The following is a 22,278-nucleotide window of genomic DNA, read 5'->3' on the forward strand; positions in this document are numbered from 1 at the left end:
ATCGGACATCTCCCCCTCAAGGGGAGAGATCGGCCGCCATTCCTGATTTCGCCAGTTATTACCGTTGCATGCCTCGGGCCGGCGGCCCAGCTGCCAATCTCCCCCCTTGAGGGGGAGATGCCCAGCAGGGCAGAGGGGGGTCTTCGTGCACAGGCTTGAACGTCTTTTGCGGCCGAAATCGATCGCGGTCTTCGGTGGTGCGCAGGCTGCCGCCGTCGTCGCGCAATCGATCAAGATGGGCTTTGCCGGCGAGATCTGGCCGGTGCATCCGAGCAAGGCCGAGGTCGCCGGCCGCAAGGCCTATCGCTCGGTGGCCGAATTGCCCGGTGCGCCGGATGCCGCTTTCGTCGGCGTCAACCGGCACTTGACCATCGAAGTGGTCAAAGCACTGGCCGAGCGCGGCGCCGGCGGTGCGGTCTGCTTCGCCGCCGGCTTCCTCGAAACCGAGGCCTATGACGAGGACGGCGAGCGGCTGCAGGCCGAGCTGGTCGCGGCGGCGGGCCAAATGCCAATCATCGGGCCGAACTGCTACGGGCTCATCAACTATGCCGACGGCGCGCTTTTGTGGCCCGACCAGCATGGCGGCATCAGGCTGCCAGAAGGCGGTCGCGGCGTTGCCATCATCACCCAGTCGTCGAACATCGCCATCAACATGACGATGCAGAAGCGCGGCCTGCCGATCGCCTTTCTGATGACCGCCGGCAACCAGGCGCAGACCGGGCTTTCCGAAATGGCGCTCGGCCTGATCGAGGACGACCGTGTCACCGCGCTCGGCTTGCATATCGAGGCTTTCGATTCGGTAGCCGGCTTCGAAAGGCTGGCGGCACGGGCGCGCGAGCTGAAAAAGCCTGTCATCTCCATGAAGGTCGGCCGCTCCGAGCAGGCGCGGCAGGCGGCCGTTTCCCATACCGCGTCGCTGGCCGGCTCGGACGCAGCGTCCGGCGCCTTCCTGAAGCGGCTCGGCATCGCGCGCATCGATTCGATCCCGGCCTTCATCGAGGCGCTCAAGCTGCTGCACGTCACCGGCCCCCTGCCCGGCTACCGGCTGTCGTCGATGAGCTGTTCGGGCGGCGAGGCGTCAGTGATGGCCGACAGCGCCGAAGGCCGCTGGGTGACGTTTCCGCCACTCACCCCCGAGCACCGCGCGCATGTCAAATCGACGCTCGGGCCGCTGGTCGCGGTGGCCAACCCGCTCGACTACCACACCTTCATCTGGAACAACGAGCCGGCGATGACCGCCACCTTCACCGCGATGGTGTCGGGCGGCTTCGACCTCAACATGCTGGTGCTCGATTTCCCGCGCCCCGACCGCTGCTCGGACACCGACTGGTGGGCGACGCTGCGTGCCTTCGAATCGGCGCTGAAGACCAACAGCGCGCAAGGCGCGATCGTCTCCTCGCTGCCGGAGAACCTGCCCGAGGAATACACTGCCGGGCTGATGGCGCGGGGCATGGTGCCGCTGTTCGGCATCTCCGAAGCCATTGACGCCGCCCAGGCGGCGGCCTTCATCGGCTGGGCCTGGCGCGAGCCGCAGGCGCAGCCGATCGACACTTCGGCGTCCGGCGCGCCGGCCGGCGACCATGTCACGCCGGACGAGGCCGAGGCGAAGGCGCGGCTCATCGAGGCCGGGCTCCCCGTGCCGAAGGGCGAGCGCGCCGGCAACGCGGTCGAAGCTGTCATCTCCTCGATGGCGCTCGGCTTCCCGGTGGCGCTGAAGGCCCTTGGTGTCATCCACAAGTCCGAGCTCGACGCGGTCCGGCTCAATTTGAGGGATGCCGAATCCGTCAGCACCGCCGCCCACGATCTCGGCCCGCTCGGCACGGGCCTTTATGTCGAGCGCATGGTGCGCGACGGCGTCGCCGAGCTGCTCGTCGGCTTCACCCGCGACCCGATGTTCGGCGCGGTGATGACGCTCGGCACCGGCGGCGTGCTGGTCGAGCTGTTGCGCGACAGCGTCACGCTGATGCTGCCGGCGACCCGCGACGATATCGAGGCCGCTTTGCGCGGGCTGAAACTGTTCCCGCTGCTCGACGGCTATCGCGGTCGGCCGAAGGCCGATGTTGCAGCGGCAATCGATGCGATATCTGGCATTGCCGCTTTCGTGCAGCAAAACGCCGGCGAGATCGAGGAACTCGACATCAATCCGCTGATCGTCTGCACCGAAGGCAAGGGCGCCTGGATCGCCGATGCGCTGCTGGTACTTGGAGACAAGAAGAATGTCTGAAATCATTTCGACCCGCCGCGAAGGCGCTGTCCTCGAAGTCACGCTCGACCGGCCCAAGGCCAATGCCATCGACCTGAAGACGTCGCGGCTGATGGGCGAGACTTTCAAGGCGTTTCGCGACGATCCCGACTTGCGCGTCGCCATCGTCAAGACCGCCGGTGACAAGTTCTTCTGCGCCGGCTGGGACCTGAAGGCCGCGGCCGGCGGCGACGCGGTCGACGGCGACTACGGCGTCGGCGGCTTCGGCGGGCTGCAGGAACTGCGCGACCTCAACAAGCCGGTGATCGCCTGCGTCAACGGCATGGCGGTCGGCGGCGGCTTCGAACTGGCGCTATCCTGCGACCTCATCTATGCGTCGGACCACTCCTCCTTCGCGCTGCCCGAAATCCGCGCCGGCACGCTGGCCGATGCGGCGACGATCAAGCTGCCGAAGCGCATCCCCTACCATGTCGCCATGGACCTTTTGCTCACCGGCCGCTGGATGGACGTCGCCGAGGCGAATCGCTGGGGCCTGGTCAACGAGGTGCTGCCCAAGGACAGGCTGGAGGACCGCGTCTGGGAGATCGCGCGGCTGCTCGCCAGCGGCCCGCCGCTGGTCTTCGCCGCGATCAAGGAGACGGCCCGGGTCGCAGAATCGCTGACTTTCCAGGACGCGATGAACCGGGTGACGCGCCGGCAACTGTCGACGGTTGACGCACTCTACGGCTCGGAGGACAATCTCGAGGGCTTTCGCGCCTTTGCCGAAAAGCGCGATCCGGTGTGGAAGGGGAAGTAGTGGTATTGCAGGAATGATGGCGCTCACCCCCCTCTGTCCTGCCGGACATCTCCCCCTCAAGGGGGGAGATTGGATGTCATCATCGCTTTCGCCAATTGTCGACGCCGGAGAAAAGGCGGTTTCGCCGAAGCTGCCGATCTCCCCACTTGAGGGGGAGATGGCCGGCAGGCCAGAGGGGGGTGTTCAGGCGGATTCATTGCGATCCATCCAGCGCCCATGACCGACTACAAAACCCTCATCGACGCCGAGACCTGGGCCTTCATCGAGCGGACCAATTCTTATTATCCGCCCGATACGATCGACTACACCATCGCCGAGCAGCGCCAGATCTATAACCGGATGTGCCGCGAGTTCTTTGCCGGCTATCCCCAAGGCGTCACGGCGGAAACCACCGCCATTGCCACACCATGGCACATTCCGATCCGCGTCTACCGCGCCCCGGCGCCGGAAGCGGCGGCGATGGTGCTTTATTTCCATGGCGGCGGTTTTATCCTCGGCGGGCTCGACAGCCATGACGACCTCTGCGCCGAGCTTTGCAGCCGCACCGGCTACGAAGTGGTTTCGGTCGACTACCGGCTGGCACCGGAACACCTTCATCCGGCCGCCTTCGACGATGCCATCAGCGCCTTCGAATGGGCGGCGGCGACTTACGAGCGTCCTGTCCTGCTCTGCGGCGACAGTGCCGGCGGCAATCTCGCCGCCGCTGTCAGTCACGCAACGCGCGGCCATGCGCGCAAGCCGATCGGCCAGATTCTGGTCTATCCCGGCCTTGGCGGCGACAGCTCCGCCGGTTCCTACGTCACCCACGCGGAAGCGCCGATGCTTACCGCGCGCGACCTCGTTTTCTACAGGGACATCAGGACCGGTGGCGAGGATCGCACCGGCGATCTCACTCTGTGGCCGCTCGCCGACGCCGAGTTCGCCAATCTGCCGCCCACCGTCGTGATCACCGCTGAATGCGACCCGCTGTCGTCGGACGGCGAAGCCTATCGCGACCGCATCGTTGCCGCGGGCGGGCGCGCCTGGTGGCTCGAGGAGCCGGGGCTGGTGCATGGCTATTTGCGCGCCAGGCACACGGCCGGCCGCGCCCGCTCGAGCTTTACCCGGATTGTCGATGCGGTAGCGGTTTTGGGAAGGGGCGAGTGGATATGGTGAGGGATGTCTTCCCGACCAGAACGGGCCTTTGTCGGCCGGTACAGCTCTATTTGCGGCGGCGTCGCCGGCCGGAAACCTGCTTCAGCCAAGGTCCTAAATGAAAGCCGCTCATCAGCAGGTACATCGGGACCATGCCGCCCAGCGGTGACGCCTCTTGCCCGGTCGAGCACATCATGTCCGGCGCGCCGCCGAGAAGCGTCAGCAGCGCCATGGTTGCGAAGGTCGGCGCGGCCGCAAAGGACAGCCAATCGGCTGCACTATGGCCGGCCGGGGTCGCATCGCCGGTGGATCCGCCTGCATGAATCTCGCTCATGTCCGTAGTCCTACATAGCGAGCGGGATGCGGTCGAACCGTGCATCCCGCTCCATCCATTTGCCCTAGCCGCATTTCCGCGACGCCAAAGACGTTCTATTCGGTGCGGTTCCGGAACGCGGCCTCTCCGGCGTCCGACACCTCGACCCACTTTTTGTCGGGAACGGCTTCGGCGCCGTAATTGTCGTGCCAGTTCCACCACTTGTACGTCGGCGTCTGCGGATAGCCCTCGGGCGAATCCTCCCAAACCTCCTGGCGGCCGAGCGGCGACAGGTCGAGATAGCTCCATACGGTCCCCATCGCCTCGTCGCCGCGGTTGTTGATGAAGTAGGTACGGAACACGCGATCGCCATCGCGGATGAACACGTTATGGCCGTGCCATTCGTCAACGCCGAAGTCGGCATCGAAGCTGTCGGTGATGGTGTACCAGGGCATCTTCCAGTCCATCCGCGCCTTCAGCCGCGCAATGTCGGCCTGCGGTGCGCGCGAGGCGTAGGCAAGCGTGGTGTCGCGGGCGTTCAGATGGGCAAGATTGCCGACCTGGTCCGCCCCCAGCGAGCAGCCGCGGCAAGCGTGGTCGGGCCAGCCGAATACGCCGGGCTCGAAGAAAGCGCGGTAGACGATCAGTTGACGGCGGCCCTCGAACAGGTCGAGCAGGCTCACCTTTCCGTCAGGCCCTTCGAACGTATAGGTCTTCTCCACCGCCATCCACGGCATCCGCCGGCGCTCGGCGGCCAGTGCGTCGCGAGCCCGGGTCACGGTCTTCTCCTTCACGAGCAACTGCTGGCGCGCGGCCTCCCACGCGTCAGGCGAAACGACCGGTGGTGTCTTCATCGCGAGCCGCGTCGTCTGCTCGCCTGTGCCATTCTGATGTGCCGTCATTGTGCATCTCCCTTGCTGGTTTGTCGCCGCAGGCGCGACGGGTTGGGTCGTGAGCCAGGATAGGGGCGATAGCGGATTGGCGAGAGTGACAAGTGTGACGCGATTCCGACGGGTCCGCTGATCACGGCCAATTTCGCCGCCGGCGACGCCCCTGCGCTCATTCGTGCCCGGACTGCTGAATGGGCCGAGCGCCGGCCAGATAGCGGTCATTGTCAAACGGCTCGGCCTGGTTGCTATCCGGACTCCACAGCTGCCGGTGGGTTCGGGTAAGATCGCCGAGGTAGACATGCAGCGCACCCGATCGCGCACCGCTCGTATTCGCAACCGCATGAACGGTATTTGACGCCATGTGCACCACGGCAGGCGCTGCGATGTCCTGCCTTTCGGGAACATCGAGTTCGCTGCCGGCAACGGGATAGATGAAGTTCGTCTCGCTGCCCTTGTAGATGCCGATCAAGGCATCCATCAGGTGGTTGTGAGGCGGGTACTGCAGGCCGGGCGACAGAGTGATGTGATAGATCGTCAGGTTCGGACTCGCATGCAGAAGCACCTCGTCGTCGTCTTCTTCGTGAGCGAGTGTTCCCGATGCGTGAAAGCGGTTGGTGTAGTCGCCCAGGACCGTCCTTACCGCTTCGAGGGGATCTGGTCCCCTCGCGGCATTGACGATATCGTCGGCAACGGCGTAGAGAGGCGAGTTGGCGGGTAAAGGCATATCAGTTATCCTCCCTGAGATGCTCAGATTACCAATCTGAGCATCTCACGCTAGCGAATGCCGATGCCAGCGTCAACCGGACAGCCAGACGGACAAAATATGAAAACGACGAAGTTGACGGCCGAACCGGCAAGGCCGGCCACGGTCGAGGCGACAGCACTGTCAGCCGCCGACGTCCTTCGCAGGGAACAGGCATATGAGCAGCTGAGGAACGACATCATTGCCTGCGTGCTGCGCCCCGGTGAAGCGCTGACCGAGAAACAGATCGGCGATCGATACCAGATCAAAAAGGCGACCATCCGCGCGGCGTTGGCCCGTCTGATGCAGGAAGGGCTGGTCAGGAGCGAGCCGCGCCGCGGCTACGTCGTTGCAACGCTCAGCCTGCGCGACGTCAACGAGATATTCGATGTCCGCAGCTTGATCGAACCGGAAGTGTTCAAGGTGGCGGCATCGAACATGACCGAGCGCGGGCTGGAGGACATCGGGCTGGCAGCGAAAAAGGTGCTGAAGCCGGAGACGCTACGCAGCCACGTCGCCTTCCTGGCGGCCGATCGTGCCTTTCGTCTGGCCCTTGCGGAGCTCTCGGGAAATCTACGACTGGCGCATCTGCTGGACCAGATACTCGACCAGTCGGCGCGGGTTCTCCACCTCGGGTTCAAGTCGCGCGACCTCACCCAGTTGATCATCGCCCAGCAAAAGGAACTGGTTCTTGCCTGCGAAGCAGGCGACGTTTCCGGCATCGTCAAACTTGCCCGTTCGCAGTGCCTGTTTCTCAAAAAGCAGGTGCTCGAGGCTTTGCTTGCCGGCTCCAAGCTTCAGGACGTCAATTTGCAGCCCTTCGCCTAAAGCGCGTTGCGGTCGACTTTGTTTCACCCCACCGCGCGTGCCGCCGCCCGTCCAGCGCTGCGGCCGGAAAAGATGCAGCCGCCGAGAAACGTGCCTTCGAGCGCTGCATAGCCGTGCATGCCGCCGCCGCCGAAACCGGCGGCCTCGCCCACCGCGTACAGCCCCTCGACCGGTTGGCCGCCGGTGCCCAGCACGCGGCTGTCGAGGTCAGTCTCAAGCCCGCCGAGCGTCTTGCGGGTCAGGATGCCGAGCCTGACGGCAATCAGCGGGCCATTGGCGGGATCGAGCAGCTTGTGCGGCCTTGCGGTGCGGATGAGCCGGTCGCCGAGATAGGCGCGCGCACCGCGCAGCGCGGTGATCTGCATGTCCTTGGAGAACGGATTGTCGAGCTGCCGGTCGCGGGCGCGGATTTCGCGCTCGACCTGCCCCAGTTCGAGCAGCGGCTCGCCGCCGGCCAATGCGTTCATGCGGGCGACCAGCGCCGGCAGCTCGGGCTCGACGATGAAATCATCGCCCTTCTCCATGAACGCCCTGACCGGCGCGGGCACGCCGCTGGTGGCGCGGCCAAGCACCTGGCGCCAGCTTTTCCCCGTCAGATCGGGGTTCTGCTCGGAGCCCGACAGCGCGAACTCCTTCTGGATGATCTTTCTGGTCAGGATGAACCAGGAATAGTCGTATCCGGTGCTCATGATACGGCTGAGCGTCGCCAGCGTATCGAAGCCGGGATAGAGCGGCACCGGCAGGCGTTTGCCGCGCGCATCGAGCCACAGCGATGACGGGCCGGGCAGGATGCGGATCGCATGATCGGTCCAGATCGGTGCCCAGTTCCTGACGCCCTCGACATAGTGCCACATGCGGTCGCGGTTGATGAGCCTGCCGCCGGCAGCCTCGGCGATCGCCAGCATGCGGCCATCGACATAATCGGGAACGCCGGTGATCATGCGTTTCGGCGGCGCACCCAGCCGCTGCGGCCAATTCTCCCGAACCAGCTGGTGATTGGCGCCGATGCCGCCGGAGGCGACGATGACGGCCTGCGCCTTCAGCTCGAAATCGCCGGCGATCTCGCGCGAGCTCTTGCGGCCGCGCTCGGCATCGCTCGCCGCCAATAGGTCGCCACGCACGCCGTTGACGACGCCGCCCGTCCGGGTCAATTCGTTGACCCGGTGACGGAATTTGAAGCGGATCAGCCCACGCTTGACGGCCTCGCGCACGCGCTGCACGAACGGTTCGAGCACGCCAGGCCCGGTGCCCCAGGTGATGTGGAAGCGCGGCACCGAATTGCCGTGGCCGACGGCATTGCCGCCGCCGCGTTCGGCCCAGCCGACCACCGGAAAGAATTTCAGGCCGCGCTGCATGAGCCAGGAACGCTTCTCGCCGGCGGCGAAGCCGACATAGGCCTCGGCCCAGCGGCGGGGCCAGAGATCTTCCGCGCGATCGAAGGCTGCGGTGCCCAGCCAGTCCTCGAGCGCCAGCTCATACGAATCCCGGATGCGCATGCGCCGCTGTTCGGGCGAATCGACAAGGAAGATGCCGCCGAGCGACCAGAATGCCTGGCCGCCAAGCGACTGTTCCGGCTCCTGCTCGACGATGATGGCCTTCTTGCCGGCCGCAGTCAGTTCGGCCGCCGCGACAAGACCGGCAAGGCCGGCGCCGACAATGATCACATCCGCGTCGTCGGGCATTTTATTTGGCCATGATCTCGTCCAAAAACCGGTCCCGTTGTGGGATCACGGCCGGCCTAGACTGCCTCCCAGCCTTCCTTCTCGCCGGCGCGGAAGACGGCATCGATGACCTTCTGGTTGAGCACCGATTCTTCCAGGGTGAAGACTCGGTCCTTGCCGCCCTGCGCAGCCCGCGCGAAGGCCTCGACTTCCAGCCGGTACTGCTGCGTGCCGGGAAAGCGGAACACCTGCGCCTCGCTGTGGTTCTGGTTGTGCAGCTCGACGCGGTGATGGTCGTAGAGCCCGGCGTTGAACGGTGAGAACACCTCGATGAAGCCCTTCTCGCCGTGGAACACCATCACCTGCCGCGCCGCCATCTGCGTCGACAGGTAGAAGGACAGCTCGAAGTCGCCGAAATCGGCGCGGATCGAGGAATAGATGTCGGTGCCGAATGTCTTGTCGCGCTCGATCGTCGCCTGGACGCGCAGCGGTTCCTTGCCGGTCGAAAAGCGTGTCGACACCGTCGGATAGACGCCGATGTCGGGCAGCGCGCCACCGCCGAGATCGAGCTTGTTGCGCATGTTGTTGGGATCGACATTGTAATAGGAGAACGCGCCCTGGACATGGCGCAGCCGGCCGATGGCGCCGTTGGCGATCAGCTCGCGCACCTTGATCCATTGCGGATGGTAGACGACCATGAAGGCTTCGCAGACCAGAACCTTCCTGGCATCGCGCAGCTTGATCAGCGGCGGAATGTCCTTGGCATCGAGCGCCAGCGGCTTTTCGACCAGAACATGCTTGCCGGCCTCGATCGCCTTGGCCGTCCATTCGACATGCTGCGAGGTCGGCAGCGGAATGTAGACGCCGTCGATGTCGCTGGAGGCGAGCAGCTCCTCATAGGAGCCGAAAGCGTGGCGCGCGCCGAAGCGTTCACCGAGTGCCCGGGCTTTCGACAGATCGCGGCTGGCGATCGCCGACAGCACGCCATTTTCCGCCTCGACGATTGCCGGCAAAAGCTGCTCGCGGCCGATCTTGGCCGTCGACAAAACACCCCATCGGAACATCAGCTTTCTCCTCTCGATTGCAGGCCTGGAGGTTTGCCCTAATTCAAGAGAAAAGCCAATGCGGGAGCATGGCGGCGAACAGGGCGATCGTCTGCGGCTTGTCCGGATGCCGGCGCCCTTGCGGAACCTGGGTTCCTCGCCCCACGAAGTGGGGAGAGGTGGCTCGGGCGCAGCCCGCCACGGAGAGGGGCCTTTGCGGCGGCCGAATTGGCTGTTCACGCGCCCGTTATGGGCTTCGCACCATAATCAGTCCGCGCCCTGCCCCTGCAGGATTCTGGCTTGGCGGCCGTCGTCCCCCTCTCCGTCCCGGCTTCGCCGGGCCACCTCTCCCCCGCTTTGCGGGGGCGAGGAACCCAGGTTCTGCAAAGGCTATCCCCTTCTACCCGTCAGCGTCATGTCGAAGTCGACGACGTTGGAATAAATCGGCGTGCCGACATCCATGCCATAGCGCGACCGCAACACCTTGCCGGTGACGTGGAATTTTATCGTGCCCGCCTTGAGGCCGCCAAGCTCGGCCGTGAATTTTTCCTGAAAGGTCTTGCCGCGCGCCGTCAGCCGGCCGGTGACAAGGGCTGACGTGTCGCCGGTCCGTTTGACGCTGGTCGAACGGAACTGGATCTCCGGATTGTTGGCTGCGTCGAAAACCGCGTCCGAGCGGAGAAAGGCGTCGATGCGGCTTTGGCCGGTACCGACGCTTTCGGGAAAGATGGTGAAATTGACTTGGGACCGGCCGACATCGCTGTTGTCGATGAGGATACTGCCCTTGAAGCGGGAGAAAGCGCCGTCGAGCCCGCCGCCGCCGAGCTTGCCGATAGAGAAGTGGATGCTGGAACTCCCCGGGCTGATGGTGTAGCTGCCGGCCGCGTCGCCAAGGGCAACGGCGGCGAAAACAGGTATGGCAAAACAAGCGGCGGCGGCCGCAAATCCGAAGATGCGCGCGTACATGGAAATGGTCCTCTTGGTAGGCAACGCTTTCTTGCGTCCTCGCCCCATCAACGAATGAGCCGTCCGCTCTATTCCGTGTCGCGATCTGACGAAGCCGTGATCATGCGCGTCAGCACGGTATCCCTCAGCCAGAAATGGTGGCGCAGCGCTGCGGCGAGATGCAAAGCGACAAGTCCGATGCCGGCATAGGCGAGATACCAGTGCGTCGCTGCCCAGAAGCTTTCTGCCATGTCCGATACGCCAAGCGGCAGATTGGGCATGACAAACAGATTGAACGGCACGCTCGGGATCTCCAGCACCGAGACCGAGACCAGCGCCCAGCCGGACAACGGCAGAGCGAGCTGAAACGCATAGAGCGCGAGATGGACCAGCGGCGCCATCCGGCGCTCGAACGGCCCGACCGAGCGCGGCAGCGGCGGGGCCGGTCTGCCTAGGCGCCAGGCGATGCGCAGGATGACCAGCCCAAGCAGCAGAAAGCCGAAGGATTTATGCAGCTGGATCAGCTCGAAGGCGGTGCGCTGGCTGGACAGCCGCACCATGACGAAGCCGAGCACGAACTGGCCGATAAAGATCGCCGCGATCAGCCAGTGAAGGATGATCGCCGTCCAGCCGTAGCCGGCCGTTTGGTTTTTGGGCAGTGCAGACATGGTCGGTGAACGAATGCCAGGTCGGGTTTCTTCCAGGCCAGAAAGGCGGTTCCACTTGTGTTTGGAGACGAATAATTGCCGGCGCTGGCGCCGCCAACGGCCGTGAGATGAGCATTCAGCCTGAAGAGATTGCCCTCCGCTGTTCCGACGGTGCCCCTATGCACTCATCCCGAAGAAATCGACAAAGGCCCTGAGTGCCGGCCGCATCTGGCGGCGGCTGGGGTAATAGACGAAGAAGCCGTCGAAGGGCGGGCACCAGTCCTCCAGCACGCGAACGAGCTTCCCGGCGGCTAGCGCGTCGCGGACATAGTCCTCGAACACGAAGGCGAGCCCGGCGCCGTCAACCGCGGCGTTGGCAATCAGATGGTCCTCGTCGAGGATCAGCGGCCCTTGCACCGCTATCTCGATCTCTTCGCCGTTTTTCTCGAATTCCCAGCGGTAGAGAATGCCGCTGGAGAAGCGGAAACGGATGCAGCGGTGGCCGGCAAGATCGTGCGGATGGATCGGCCTGGGCCTGGTCTCGAAATAGGATGGCGCGCCGACCACGGCGCCGCGGAGGTTCGGCCCGATACGCACCGCGATCATGTCGCGCTGCAGGCTCTCGCCCAGCCGCACGCCGGCGTCGAAGCCGCCTTCGACGACATCGGTGAAGCGGTCCTCGATGACGATCTCCAGCACGATGTCCGGATAGGCCGCGGCAAAGGCGCCGAGTCGAGGCGTCAGCGTCAGATGGGCCGCGGTGCGCGGCACGTTGAGCCTCAGATTGCCGGCTGGCCGGTCGCGCGCCTCGATCGCCGATTCCAGCGCCAGGTCGATCTCCGACAGCGCCGGCCTGAGACGCTCGAGCAGCTGCGCGCCTTCCTCGGTCGGGGCGACGCTGCGCGTGCTGCGCGCCAGAAGACGGACGCCGAGGCGGGCTTCGAGGCTGGAAACGGCATGGCTGACCGCGGATGGCGCGATTGCCAGCTCCTTGGCGGCACCGCGAAAACTGCCGCATTGGGCGACAGTTGCCAGCACAGCGAGCTGTGAAAGATGGGTTCGCTTCATTGATCTATTTCTTGGAACAGCCCGTGCAGATGAGAGCCGATTATCGAACGCAGCGCAAGAGGCTATCTCTGCGGCATCACAACCATCACAACAAGGAGACAGGTGATGCAAACCCGCAAGCTTGGCAATGAACTCGACGTCTACCCGGTCGGCCTCGGCTGCATGGGGATGAGCTTTGCCTATGGCGGCCAGCCGGAGGCAGACGCGATCGCCACGCTGCGCCACGCCGTCGAGATCGGCGTCAATTTCTTCGACACGGCCGAAGTCTATGGCCCCTACGAGAACGAGGTCCTGGTCGGCAAGGCGCTGAAGCCGGTGCGTGACAAGGTGACGATCGCAACCAAATTCGGCTTCAAGATCCTCGAGGAAGGCAGCGGCATGGAGCGCATGGCCGGCGTCGACAGCCGCCCCGAACATGTCAAGGCGGTTGCCGAAGCGTCGCTGAAGCGGCTGGATACTGAAGTGATCGACCTCTACTACCAGCACCGCGTCGACCCCAACGTGCCGATCGAGGATACGGTCGGCGCCATGGCCGAGCTGGTGCGCGAGGGCAAGGTGCGGGCGCTCGGCCTGTCGGAGGCGAGTGCGGCTACCATCCGCCGGGCGCATGCCGTGCATCCGATCGCCGCCGTGCAGAGCGAGTATTCGCTGTGGACCCGCGATCCGGAAGAAGAAGTGTTTGCCGTCTGCCGCGAGCTCGGCATCGGCTTTGTCCCCTATAGCCCGCTCGGCCGCGGCCTGCTCACCGGCACGATCGCCAAGCCCGATGTTCTCGGCGCCGACGACTGGCGCCGCGGGTTGCCGCGCTTCCAGGCCGACGCCATGGCGGCCAATGCGGCGGTCGTCGCCGTGCTGGAAAAGATGGCCGCCGAGAAGGGCGTGACGCCGGCGCAGCTGGCGCTCGCCTGGGTGCTGCATCAGGGCGACTTCATCGTGCCAATCCCTGGTGCACGAAAAATCCGCCATCTGGAGCAGAATACGGCGGCAGCCGATATCGTGCTGAGCCAGGCCGAAGTGGCGTCCATCGGCGACGCCCTGTCGCCGGAGAAGGTGGTGGGCAAGCGCTACACCGAAGAGCTGCTGGCGCTGGTCAATGGGTGAACGACACAGTAGTCGAAACGGGGCGTTTCGGCGCCCCATTTGAACGCCGCACGGTGCAGAAAGTCGCGAGACGTCGGCGGGACAGCGCCCCCCTCTGTCCTGCCGGACATCTCCCCCTCAAGGGGGGAGATTGGCAGCTTAGGCTCTCCGCTCACTCCTGCAACGTCCGCGATTGGCGAAAGACGAGGTGACGTCCAATCTCCCTCCTTGAGGGGGAGATGTCCGGCAGGACAGAGGGGGGTGCCTCGCGCCGACATTTTCCAATTTCAGGAAGTCACCACGGTACGACCGATATCTGCGGCCAATGCTCCTGCGCCCGCGCAGCCTTGGCCTCATGCGTCCGCTGATTGTTCAGCGCCCGGTTCGGGGTGATGCGAAACGAAAAGATATCGTCGAGCCCGAACGGCGCCACCAGATCAAGCTGCCCGGCGGCATCGAAGCGGACGCCGACCGCGTGGGTTTTCGAGGCGAACCAGGATAGCGCCTCGGCGGACGAAGCAAGGCGGGGATAGGCTTCCCCGAAGCGTGCTTCGTACCACAGATGCACCCGTGCCTGGTTGCGCACTTCGACCGGCAGCGTCAGTCCTTCGAACTGCTTCGCCGCCCGGCGGATGACCAAATCCTCGGCCTCGTACGACAGATCGCTTTCGTCGAAATAAAACAGGTCGACATCCCTGATGCCATAGCCCGAATGCTTGCCGGTCAGATGGTTCCAGACGCCGTTGTAGAGCGCGCCGGAAACGATCAGCCAGTCCGGGAGGTAGAGACCGCGCGCGCGAACCAGCGCTTCATGGATCAGGGCGTCTTTCGAGACGATGTCGAGAAACGCCGTGCGCTGAGTTTCGAAGGAGAGCCCGGAATAGCGCAGATGGTCCATCGGCTCTTGGAAGGCGATTCGCGATGCCTCCGCAATCCATCAGTTCATTATTCGTCAGGCTCTGCCCAGAAGACCGGTTCTTCGATTGAGGGCCATTCTTCGCCATATACAAAGCCCTCGATGGCGGCGAGCCTTCCTGTAATTTCGTCGAAGAACAAAACCATGCCGCAAGGAAGCCGGTCGGGTCCGACATGCGCTGCCCTGGGCGAACTGAACACCCGACTCTCGCATCGCAATTCCGGAGCAACCGATGAGGGAGTGACTCTGGTCATGAATCCCACAGGATCGCGGCTGCGTTCTTTGACTTTCAGCGCACTCATCATGTCAGGAGAAATGCCGGCGGAACGGCAGAACTCCTGGACGAAAAACACTTCCAGCGGGGTCAGGTGCATCTCGCTCAGCGGCACAACGAACAGCCTTTCATTGGCGCTTGTACATCACGTCCGTTCGGATGACGTACTTGCGCCCCGACAGCACCTCGTCGCCGCGATGCTCGATCGGATGGTAGAACGCCAGTGCCATTCCTTTCTTCGGCTTCACCAGAAGACTGCTACCGGCATAGCCCGGCATCTCGCCGCGAAACGAGGTTCCTCCCCCTTCAAATCCATCCGATAGATAAATCATGAACGTGAACTGACTGCGCTCCAAGGCGTGGCGCTCGAAATAGCCGTCATGGTGCCAATCGAACTTCTGGCCCGGCCCATAGCGATAGAAACGGAAACGCTCATTCAGCCCGGTCAAGCGCCAGTCGCCGAGACCACGATAGAGCAGAGGCCGCGCCCGTACGAAGAGCAAATCCGCAAGGTCCTCGTCATCGAAGACAACCCGGTCGTTGTTGCGAAGCTCCTTCAGGACGGTGGCGCCGCCGGAGCTGTTCACCTTGGCCGCCTCGAAACCGCGCCGTTCACTGTCAGCGATCAGATCGGCGCATTCCTGGTCATCCAGGAAGCCGTCGATCGTCCCGATGTGAGTTGCCAGCCAGGTGATGGAGAGCTTGCTGGTGTGAACCATCATCGCATCCGTTCTAGGTTCTGAGCACGCCGCCGGTCTGCTTGCCGACATTCTCGACGATGCGCTTGGCAAGCGCCTCGAAATCCTCATCGGTCAGCGTCTTTTCGACCGGCTGGATCGACACTTCGATGGCGATCGACTTCTTCGCCGCGCCGAGCGCTGCACCCTCGAAAACATCGAACACCGAGACACCGGAAATCAGCTTCCGGTCGGCGGCAAGGGCAGCGCGAACGAGTGTGCCGGCTTCGACCGCCTTGTCGACGACGAAGGCGAAATCACGCTTGACCGCCTGGAAGGGGGACAGATCGAGCCTCGGCTTCGTCCGCGTCGGCTTGGCCTTCGGCTCGGGCACCGCATCGATGAACACTTCGAAGCCGCAGAGCGGGCCGGAGACGTCCAGCCCCTCCAGCGTCTTCGGATGGAATTCGCCGAATGTGCCAAGCACGACCTTCGGCCCGAGTTTGATCGTGCCGGAGCGGCCGGGATGATACCAGGCCGGGCCGCCAGCCTCGATCTGCAGCCGCTCGACCGGCGCGCCGCAGGCTTCGAGTGCTGCGATCGCGTCGGCCTTGGCGTCGAAGACACCGACCGCGCCGGCGTTGCCGGCCCAATGACGGCCGGAGCCCTCGAGCTTGGCGGTGCCGCGCCGCACGCCGGCGGCAACACGCCGCTGCTGGTCGGCGCCGTCGCCCTCGTAAGTGCCCGACACTTCGAACAGCGCGACATCGCCGATGCCCTTGTCGGCATTGCGTTGCGCTGCCGCGATCAGCCCCGGCAGCAGTGATGGCCGCATGTCGGACATATCGGCGGCGATCGGGTTGGCAAGCTTCAGCGCCTGCTGGCCGCCGCCGAACAATTCGGCGTGTTTTGCCGGAATGAACGACCAGGTGACGGCCTCCATCATGCCGCGCACGGCAAGTGCCCGTTTGGCGGCGCGGGTGCGGATCTGCAGCACAGTCAGGATCTTGGCGTTGACCGCGTCGTGGCTGCCGAGCGGCTGCGGCGCGATATTGTCGACGCCGTGGATGCGCATGACCTCCTCGACCAGGTCGGCCTTGCCGGCGACATCCGGCCGCCAGGACGGGACCGCCACATTGACGACATCGCCCGTGCCCTCCGGCTCGAAGCCGAGGCGGGCAAGAATGTCGAGGCTCGTCGAGCGCGGCACTTCGATGCCGGTCAGCCGCTTCACTTCCGACAACGGAAACGAGACGATCTTCGGCTGATGGCCGGCATAGCCGACGACTTCAGTTTGCGCCGGCGTGCCGCCGCAGAAATCGAGCACCAGCTTCGTCGCCAGCTCCACGCCGGGAATCATCATTTCCGGGTCGACGCCACGCTCGAACCGATAGCGTGCATCGGTGATGATGCCGAGCGTGCGGCCAGTGCGGGCGGTCGCGATCGGGTCCCAAAGCGCCGACTCGATCAGCACGTCGGTGGTGTTCTCGTCGCAGCCGGAATGCTCGCCGCCCATGATGCCGGCGATCGATTCGATGCCGTCCTGGTCGGCGATCACGCACATCTCCGGCGTAAGCGTGTATTCGCGGCCGTCGAGCGCCAGCACCTTTTCGCCGTCACGCGCCCGGCGCACGGCGAGATTGCCGGTGACCTTCCTAGCGTCGAAGACATGCAGCGGCCGGCCGCGGTCGAAGGTGACGTAATTGGTGATATCGACGAGCGCGCTGATCGGCCTCAAGCCGATGGCGAGAAGCCTTTGCTGCAGCCATTTCGGCGACGGGCCGTTCTTGACGCCGCGCACCAGGCGCAGCGCAAAACCGGGACAGAGCTCCGGCGCTTCGATCGTCACCTTGACCGGCGTCTCGCCCTTGCCGGGGACCGGCTCTATCGGTGCGCTCTTCAGCGTGCCGAGCCCGCTCGCCGCCAGATCGCGGGCGATGCCATGGACGCTGGTCGCATCCGGCCGGTTCGGCGTCAGATTGATCTCGATCAGCGGGTCGTCGAGATGGGCATAGGCGGCGAAGCTGGTACCGACAGGCGCATCGGCCGGCAGGTCGATGATGCCGTCATGCTCCTCGGACAGTTCTAGCTCGCGCTCGGAGCACATCATGCCGTGGCTTTCAACGCCGCGGATCTTGCCGACGGTCAGCGTCACGTCGATGCCGGGAATATAGGTGCCGGGTGCTGCAAAGGCGCCGATCAGGCCGGCGCGGGCGTTCGGCGCTCCACACACGACCTGCACAGGCGGCTTGCCGTCGCCGGTGTCGATGGTCAGCACGCGAAGCCGGTCGGCGTCTGGGTGCTGCACCGCCGTCACCACCTTGGCGATGACGAAGGGGGCTAGGCTCGCCCGGTCGTCGACATGCTCGACCTCGAGGCCGATCGAGGTGAGACGCTCGACGATTTCCGCCAGCGAGGCGTCGGTCTCGAGATGATCCTTGAGCCAGGAGAGGGTAAGTTTCATGACTGTGTTCCGTCTGGTCTAGGCACGCTGCACTTGAAGCTATGCGGCCGCGCGTCGGACATGTGCAGGAAGGCGAGCTGCCCGCGGATTTGCTGCGGCCCGGTTGTCACGCGCTCAAGCCCCCGAACAGCGTCGGCATGTCGAGCGGCCTAAAACCGTAATGCGACAGCCAGCGCACATCCGCGTCGAAGAAGGCGCGCAGATCTGGCATGCCGTATTTCAGCATGGCGATACGGTCGATGCCCATGCCCCAGGCAAAGCCCTGGTATTCGTCTGGATCGAGGCCGCCGTAGCGGAGCACATTGGGGTGGACCATGCCGCAGCCGAGGATCTCCATCCAGTCCGAGCCCTCGCCGAAGCGCACTTCGCCCGGCCGCGAACGATCGCACTGGATGTCGACCTCGAGGCTGGGCTCGGTGAACGGGAAGAAGGACGGCCGGAAGCGCATCTTGACGCTCGGCACCTCGAAGAAGGCCTTGCAGAACTCCTCCAGCACCCATTTCATGTTGGCGACGTTGGCCGATTTGTCGATCACCAGCCCCTCGACCTGATGGAACATCGGTGAGTGGGTGGCATCGGAATCCTGCCGGTAGGTCTTGCCGGGAATGACGATGCGGATCGGCGGCTTCTGCATCTCCATGGTGCGGATCTGCACCGGCGAGGTGTGGGTGCGCAAAAGCTTGCGCTCGCCCTGCTCGTCCGGCTGGAAGAAGAAGGTGTCGTGCATCTCGCGCGCCGGGTGGCCTTCCGGGAAGTTCAGCGAGGTGAAATTGTAATAGTCGGTCTCGATGTCCGGACCTTCGGCGATGGCAAAGCCGAGATCGCCGAAGATCGCCGCGATCTCGTCGATAACCTGGCTGATCGGATGGATGCGGCCGCGCTCGGCCGGAGATTGCCTGACCGGCAGCGTCACGTCAACCTTCTCGGCGGCAAGCCGTGCCGTAATCGCCGCGTCCTTCAGCTCGGCGCGGCGAACAGAAAGCGCCTCGGTGACGCGGTTCTTGAGGCCGTTGATCGCCGGGCCCTTGACCTGGCGCTCCTCGGCGCTCATCGAGCCGAGTGTCTTCAGTATCTCGGAAACCGAGCCCTTCTTGCCGAGTGCCGAGACACGCACCGCCTCGATCGCCTGCTCATCGGCGGCCGAGGCAATCTCGGCCATCAGGGAATTTTCGAGAGTTTCCATGTCACTCATGTTCCAGATCCGATTGGAAGCAAAGAAAAACCCGCGCCAGCCCTGCCAGCGCGGGTTTCCCAAATCAAGTGTCGAATAGCTTGGGAAGCGCTGGTCTTAAGCGACAGCGCTTTCAAAAGCATTCGGCGTGGTGTTCTTGAGGTATTCGAGTGCAACCTTGGCCTTGGCCACGAGTGCGGCGAAGGCCTGCGGCTCGTGGATGGCCATATCCGACAGGATCTTACGGTCGATCTCGATGCCGGCCTTGTTGAGACCGTCGATGAAGCGGCCATAGGTCAGGCCATGCTCATGCGTCGCCGCGTTGATGCGCTGGATCCACAGAGCGCGAAACGAGCGCTTGCGGTTCTTGCGGTCGCGATAGGCGTACTGCAGCGACTTTTCCACCGCCTGCTTGGCGATGCGGATGGTGTTCTTGCGACGGCCGTAAAAACCCTTGGCGGCTTTCAGGACCTTCTTGTGCTTGGCGTGCGAGGTGACGCCTCTCTTTACGCGTGCCATGTCATGATCTCCTTAAAAGCAATTCCAGGAAAAGTGCCTAGCGGTTTTCCGTTCGGAATTGCGTAAAACAAATGCGTGTCCAGACCGAATGCTCTTATTTTGGCGCATGATGTTTCCAAAAAGTCTGCAACTTTTTGGCATCATGCCCTAGAGGCCGTTCGGCAGAAAATTCTTGATGACCTTCTTGCCATCCGGTTCAGCCAGAACCATCGTGCCGCGGGCATTTCGAATGAACTTGTTGGAACGCTTGATCATGCCGTGACGCTTGCCGGCCGCAGCCGACAGAACTTTACCCGTACCTGTGATCTTGAACCGCTTCTTGGCGGCCGATTTGGTCTTCATCTTGGGCATTTTGCTACTCCGTTTATATGCGCACCAATGCGCTTTTTGTTCGCTTCAGGCCGACCAAAGCCCGAAAAGCAAATGAAACCGCCACGGCATGCCCTGCCGGGCGGTTTTTTTGGGAACGGCGGTCCTATACGTCAAAGCGGGCTGGCGCGCAACACCCCGTGCTCGGCAACACTGTACTCAGCAACACTGTACTCAGGGGAAACGGAACAGCACCGGCAATATGCCGGACTGCTGGGCGCCGTCGATCAGTTCGAAAGCCGGCAAGGCAACCAGGAAGACCAGACCGTCCAGCAGCGTGGTTCGCAGCAGGCGCGGCTTGAAGCCGCCGGTGTCGCCTTCCTGATACAGCGACAGCTTCGGAAAAAAGCGCGGCACTTTCGCCAGGTAGGCCTGGTATGGCGCGCCGAGAACCTCCTTGAGGAATTTCTCCTCGCGCAGGATAACGATGTAAAAGGCACCCGCGCAGAGCGCTCCAAAGCCGATCGTGGCGGTGATGGAGCCGATCTGTGCGCCGACACCGGCGGCAGCTAAGGTAGAGAAGACATAGAGCGGGTTGCGGGTGATCGAATAGGGTCCGCCGGTCACCACTTCGGAGGATTTGCGTCCGCCAATATAGAGCGTCGACCACAAGCGCCCGACGATGCCGAGAAAGATCAGCACGACGCCGAGCATTTCGATCGTTTCATGCACTGGCGTATCGGGCGGAAAAACCGACTGCCCGAACAGAAGCATCGCGAACAGGACGACGACGGCGACGGCAAGCACCATCCTGCGCGTGTGCTGGTAGCTGCCCAGCCCATATTTGGCTTCCGAATGCTTGACGTCATTGACCATGTCGGGAATCCGATCGTCGAGGGAACCAGTGCGTCTTGCTCTCGCGATCGCAGCGTCTGGCCAAGAAACAGGCGCCCCGCCGATCGCCGGGACGCCTTGCAACATGATTCAGGCAGATTTAATGCATGTTGCCCAAAAATGCGCAGCGGTTTTGGGACAACGACATGCACAAAACAGAACTAAAGCGCAACGCGCTTTAGCGGGGCGCCAGCACCATCATCATCTGGCGGCCTTCGAGCTTCGGTTCGGCTTCGACCTTGGCGATGGGCGCCACTTCCTCGCGAACCTTGTTCAGAAGCTGCATGCCGAGTTCCATATGCGCCATCTCGCGACCGCGGAAGCGCAGCGTCAGCTTGACCTTGTCGCCTTCCTCGAAAAAGCGCCGGACGGCCTTCATCTTGGTCTCATAGTCGTGGCTGTCGATGTTCGGGCGCATCTTGATCTCCTTGATCTCGATGACCTTCTGGTTCTTGCGCGCCTCGGCCGCCTTCTTCTGGTTGGCGTATTTCAGCTTGCCGAGATCGAGGATCTTTACGACGGGCGGCACTGCATTGGGCGATATCTCGACCAGATCGAGCCCAGCCTCTTCGGCGAGCAGCAATGCGTCGTTGATGGAGACATCGCCGCGGTTCTGGCCTTCGGCGTCGATTAGCTGGACCCGGGGAACCCGGATGTCACGGTTGGAGCGCGGGCCTTCCTTGGTGGGCGCCGCTGCTTTGAAAGGTCTGCGAATGGTCGTGGTCTCCTTGAGCCGTTTCGTTAAGGGGTTCTTCAGTTCAGAATTGCGAACGCGCAATGTGGTGAGCGCGCGGTCGGAGTCAATAGCACAGCATTCTCAGGAAATCACCTGCTCGATGAATGCTCCTCTGCACCAAGCGAAGAAAGTAGCAGAGCACTTTTCGTTGAACCCCCGCTTGTGCCAAAAGACCGGCGTGAGGGAATACACCATGAGCGTCACCACCCCGGTCTTCCTGGACGTCGACGGGACGAGCATCGCCGTCAGGCATGCGGCAGGTGCCGAGCCCGGCATCGTCTGGCTTGGCGGCTACAAATCCGACATGTTGGGCACCAAGGCCGAAACCCTGTCGGAATGGACGCGCAAACAAGGCCGCGCCTTCCTGCGCCACGATTATTCCGGCCACGGCGAATCGAGTGGCGCCTTTGCCGACGGCACCATCTCGAAATGGGTGGACGAGAGCCTTGCCGTTTACCGTCGCTTCACCCAGGGCAGGCAAATCCTGGTCGGTTCATCGATGGGCGCCTGGATCGCGCTGCGCATGGTGCAGGAATTGCGCAAGGCGGGCGAGAACAGCGTTGCCGGCCTTGTGCTGCTGGCCCCGGCGCCTGATTTCACGTTCGAACTGGTGGAGCCGGTGCTGACCGGGGCGCAGAAGCGCGACCTCAGAAAAAAGGGTTTTTTCGAAGAGCCGTCGGATTATTCAGCCGAGCCTTACATCTACACGCGCGCACTGATCGAGGACGGCCGCAGCAACCGGGTGATGACCGGGCCGATCGACACGCACTGCCCGGTCCACATCCTGCAAGGACTGGCCGATCCCGACGTGCCGTCGAGCCATGCGCTGAAGCTGGTCAGCCTGCTGCCGGCCGACGACGTCACGCTGTCGCTCATTCCGGACGGCGACCACCGTCTGTCGCGGCCTCAGGATCTCGACATGCTGGTGCGGGCGGTGGACGCGATGGTGCGGCAGGCGGGATAAGGAC

The 22,278-nt window shown here is 63.7% G+C and carries 23 protein-coding genes; 6 read left to right on the forward strand and 17 right to left on the reverse strand.

Going from position 1 to position 22,278, the window contains the following annotated elements; all coding sequences use genetic code 11:
- Positions 1–145 precede the first annotated feature (145 nt).
- The 3 genes from NKJ40_RS03030 to NKJ40_RS03040 all read left to right on the forward strand — a co-directional run bounded on the left by NKJ40_RS03030 (position 146) and on the right by NKJ40_RS03040 (position 4,154).
- The gene (locus tag NKJ40_RS03030) at positions 146–2,224 is read left to right on the forward strand and encodes an acetate--CoA ligase family protein (RefSeq protein WP_352464606.1); all 2,079 of its coding nucleotides are present in this window, start codon (positions 146–148) and stop codon (positions 2,222–2,224) included.
- Entirely contained in the window at positions 2,217–2,999 is a 783-nt protein-coding gene (locus NKJ40_RS03035) for a carnitinyl-CoA dehydratase (protein WP_352464608.1), read from the forward strand. Before NKJ40_RS03030 ends, NKJ40_RS03035 begins: the two co-directional genes overlap by 8 nt.
- Positions 3,000–3,215: 216 nt before the next feature.
- Positions 3,216–4,154 (forward strand): alpha/beta hydrolase, encoded by a 939-nt coding sequence (locus NKJ40_RS03040; RefSeq protein WP_352464610.1) that lies wholly within the window; start codon positions 3,216–3,218, stop codon positions 4,152–4,154.
- 46 nt (positions 4,155–4,200) lie between these two features.
- Here NKJ40_RS03040 and NKJ40_RS03045 read toward each other — a convergent pair whose 3' ends face one another.
- The 3 genes from NKJ40_RS03045 to NKJ40_RS03055 form a co-directional block, all read right to left on the reverse strand.
- On the reverse strand, positions 4,201–4,467 hold the full coding sequence (locus NKJ40_RS03045; protein WP_352464611.1) for a hypothetical protein: 267 nt from the start codon (positions 4,465–4,467) through the stop codon (positions 4,201–4,203).
- A 95-nt stretch (positions 4,468–4,562) separates the two neighbouring features.
- The gene (locus NKJ40_RS03050; protein WP_023677589.1) at positions 4,563–5,348 is read right to left on the reverse strand and encodes a DUF899 domain-containing protein; all 786 of its coding nucleotides are present in this window, start codon (positions 5,346–5,348) and stop codon (positions 4,563–4,565) included.
- A gap of 157 nt (positions 5,349–5,505) precedes the next feature.
- The gene (locus tag NKJ40_RS03055) at positions 5,506–6,060 is read right to left on the reverse strand and encodes an autotransporter (protein ID WP_352464613.1); all 555 of its coding nucleotides are present in this window, start codon (positions 6,058–6,060) and stop codon (positions 5,506–5,508) included.
- 99 nt (positions 6,061–6,159) lie between these two features.
- Between NKJ40_RS03055 and NKJ40_RS03060 the strand changes: the two genes are divergently transcribed.
- On the forward strand, positions 6,160–6,906 hold the full coding sequence (locus tag NKJ40_RS03060; RefSeq protein ID WP_352464615.1) for a GntR family transcriptional regulator: 747 nt from the start codon (positions 6,160–6,162) through the stop codon (positions 6,904–6,906).
- Positions 6,907–6,929: 23 nt separating this feature from the next.
- On the opposite strand, the gene NKJ40_RS03065 is transcribed toward NKJ40_RS03060, so the two are convergent.
- The 5 genes from NKJ40_RS03065 to NKJ40_RS03085 all read right to left on the reverse strand — a co-directional run bounded on the left by NKJ40_RS03065 (position 6,930) and on the right by NKJ40_RS03085 (position 12,270).
- Positions 6,930–8,588, reverse strand: coding sequence for an FAD-binding dehydrogenase (locus NKJ40_RS03065; RefSeq protein ID WP_352464616.1), 1,659 nt, complete (start codon positions 8,586–8,588; stop codon positions 6,930–6,932).
- Between the two features lie 56 nt (positions 8,589–8,644).
- Positions 8,645–9,631, reverse strand: a complete 987-nt coding sequence (locus tag NKJ40_RS03070) for a Gfo/Idh/MocA family protein (protein ID WP_352464617.1) — start codon at positions 9,629–9,631, stop codon at positions 8,645–8,647.
- A gap of 369 nt (positions 9,632–10,000) precedes the next feature.
- Positions 10,001–10,576: a YceI family protein gene (locus NKJ40_RS03075; protein WP_352464618.1), complete on the reverse strand. Its 576-nt coding sequence runs from the start codon at positions 10,574–10,576 to the stop codon at positions 10,001–10,003.
- 68 nt (positions 10,577–10,644) lie between these two features.
- On the reverse strand, positions 10,645–11,223 hold the full coding sequence (locus NKJ40_RS03080; protein WP_352464620.1) for a cytochrome b: 579 nt from the start codon (positions 11,221–11,223) through the stop codon (positions 10,645–10,647).
- A gap of 156 nt (positions 11,224–11,379) precedes the next feature.
- The gene (locus NKJ40_RS03085) at positions 11,380–12,270 is read right to left on the reverse strand and encodes a LysR family transcriptional regulator (protein ID WP_352464622.1); all 891 of its coding nucleotides are present in this window, start codon (positions 12,268–12,270) and stop codon (positions 11,380–11,382) included.
- Between the two features lie 105 nt (positions 12,271–12,375).
- Here NKJ40_RS03085 and NKJ40_RS03090 point away from each other — a divergent pair, with 105 nt between their 5' ends.
- On the forward strand, positions 12,376–13,371 hold the full coding sequence (locus NKJ40_RS03090; protein ID WP_352464624.1) for an aldo/keto reductase: 996 nt from the start codon (positions 12,376–12,378) through the stop codon (positions 13,369–13,371).
- Between the two features lie 274 nt (positions 13,372–13,645).
- On the opposite strand, the gene NKJ40_RS03095 is transcribed toward NKJ40_RS03090, so the two are convergent.
- The 9 genes from NKJ40_RS03095 to infC form a co-directional block, all read right to left on the reverse strand.
- Entirely contained in the window at positions 13,646–14,248 is a 603-nt protein-coding gene (locus tag NKJ40_RS03095; RefSeq protein ID WP_352464626.1) for a nucleotidyltransferase family protein, read from the reverse strand.
- A gap of 47 nt (positions 14,249–14,295) precedes the next feature.
- The gene (locus tag NKJ40_RS03100; RefSeq protein WP_352464628.1) at positions 14,296–14,655 is read right to left on the reverse strand and encodes a hypothetical protein; all 360 of its coding nucleotides are present in this window, start codon (positions 14,653–14,655) and stop codon (positions 14,296–14,298) included.
- 13 nt (positions 14,656–14,668) lie between these two features.
- Positions 14,669–15,310 carry a prolyl hydroxylase family protein gene (locus NKJ40_RS03105; protein ID WP_352464629.1) on the reverse strand — a complete coding sequence of 214 codons (642 nt, stop codon included), beginning with the start codon at positions 15,308–15,310 and terminating at the stop codon, positions 14,669–14,671.
- Positions 15,273–17,681, reverse strand: coding sequence for a phenylalanine--tRNA ligase subunit beta (gene pheT / locus NKJ40_RS03110; RefSeq protein ID WP_352464631.1), 2,409 nt, complete (start codon positions 17,679–17,681; stop codon positions 15,273–15,275). Before pheT ends, NKJ40_RS03105 begins: the two co-directional genes overlap by 38 nt.
- A gap of 106 nt (positions 17,682–17,787) precedes the next feature.
- Positions 17,788–18,873, reverse strand: coding sequence for a phenylalanine--tRNA ligase subunit alpha (pheS, locus tag NKJ40_RS03115; RefSeq protein WP_352464633.1), 1,086 nt, complete (start codon positions 18,871–18,873; stop codon positions 17,788–17,790).
- A 96-nt stretch (positions 18,874–18,969) separates the two neighbouring features.
- The gene (gene rplT, locus NKJ40_RS03120) at positions 18,970–19,371 is read right to left on the reverse strand and encodes a 50S ribosomal protein L20 (protein ID WP_006201247.1); all 402 of its coding nucleotides are present in this window, start codon (positions 19,369–19,371) and stop codon (positions 18,970–18,972) included.
- A 147-nt stretch (positions 19,372–19,518) separates the two neighbouring features.
- Entirely contained in the window at positions 19,519–19,722 is a 204-nt protein-coding gene (gene rpmI, locus NKJ40_RS03125) for a 50S ribosomal protein L35 (protein ID WP_006201248.1), read from the reverse strand.
- A gap of 192 nt (positions 19,723–19,914) precedes the next feature.
- Positions 19,915–20,556, reverse strand: a complete 642-nt coding sequence (locus NKJ40_RS03130) for a methyltransferase family protein (RefSeq protein ID WP_352464635.1) — start codon at positions 20,554–20,556, stop codon at positions 19,915–19,917.
- A gap of 196 nt (positions 20,557–20,752) precedes the next feature.
- Entirely contained in the window at positions 20,753–21,289 is a 537-nt protein-coding gene (infC, locus tag NKJ40_RS03135) for a translation initiation factor IF-3 (protein ID WP_023677573.1), read from the reverse strand.
- Between the two features lie 214 nt (positions 21,290–21,503).
- Between infC and NKJ40_RS03140 the strand changes: the two genes are divergently transcribed.
- A complete protein-coding gene (locus tag NKJ40_RS03140; RefSeq protein ID WP_352464637.1) occupies positions 21,504–22,274 on the forward strand; it encodes an alpha/beta hydrolase in 771 nt (256 codons plus the stop codon).
- The last annotated feature ends 4 nt before the right edge of the window (positions 22,275–22,278 follow it).

This window comes from Mesorhizobium sp. M0119 (assembly GCF_040322615.1).
GTDB lineage: Bacteria > Pseudomonadota > Alphaproteobacteria > Rhizobiales > Rhizobiaceae > Mesorhizobium.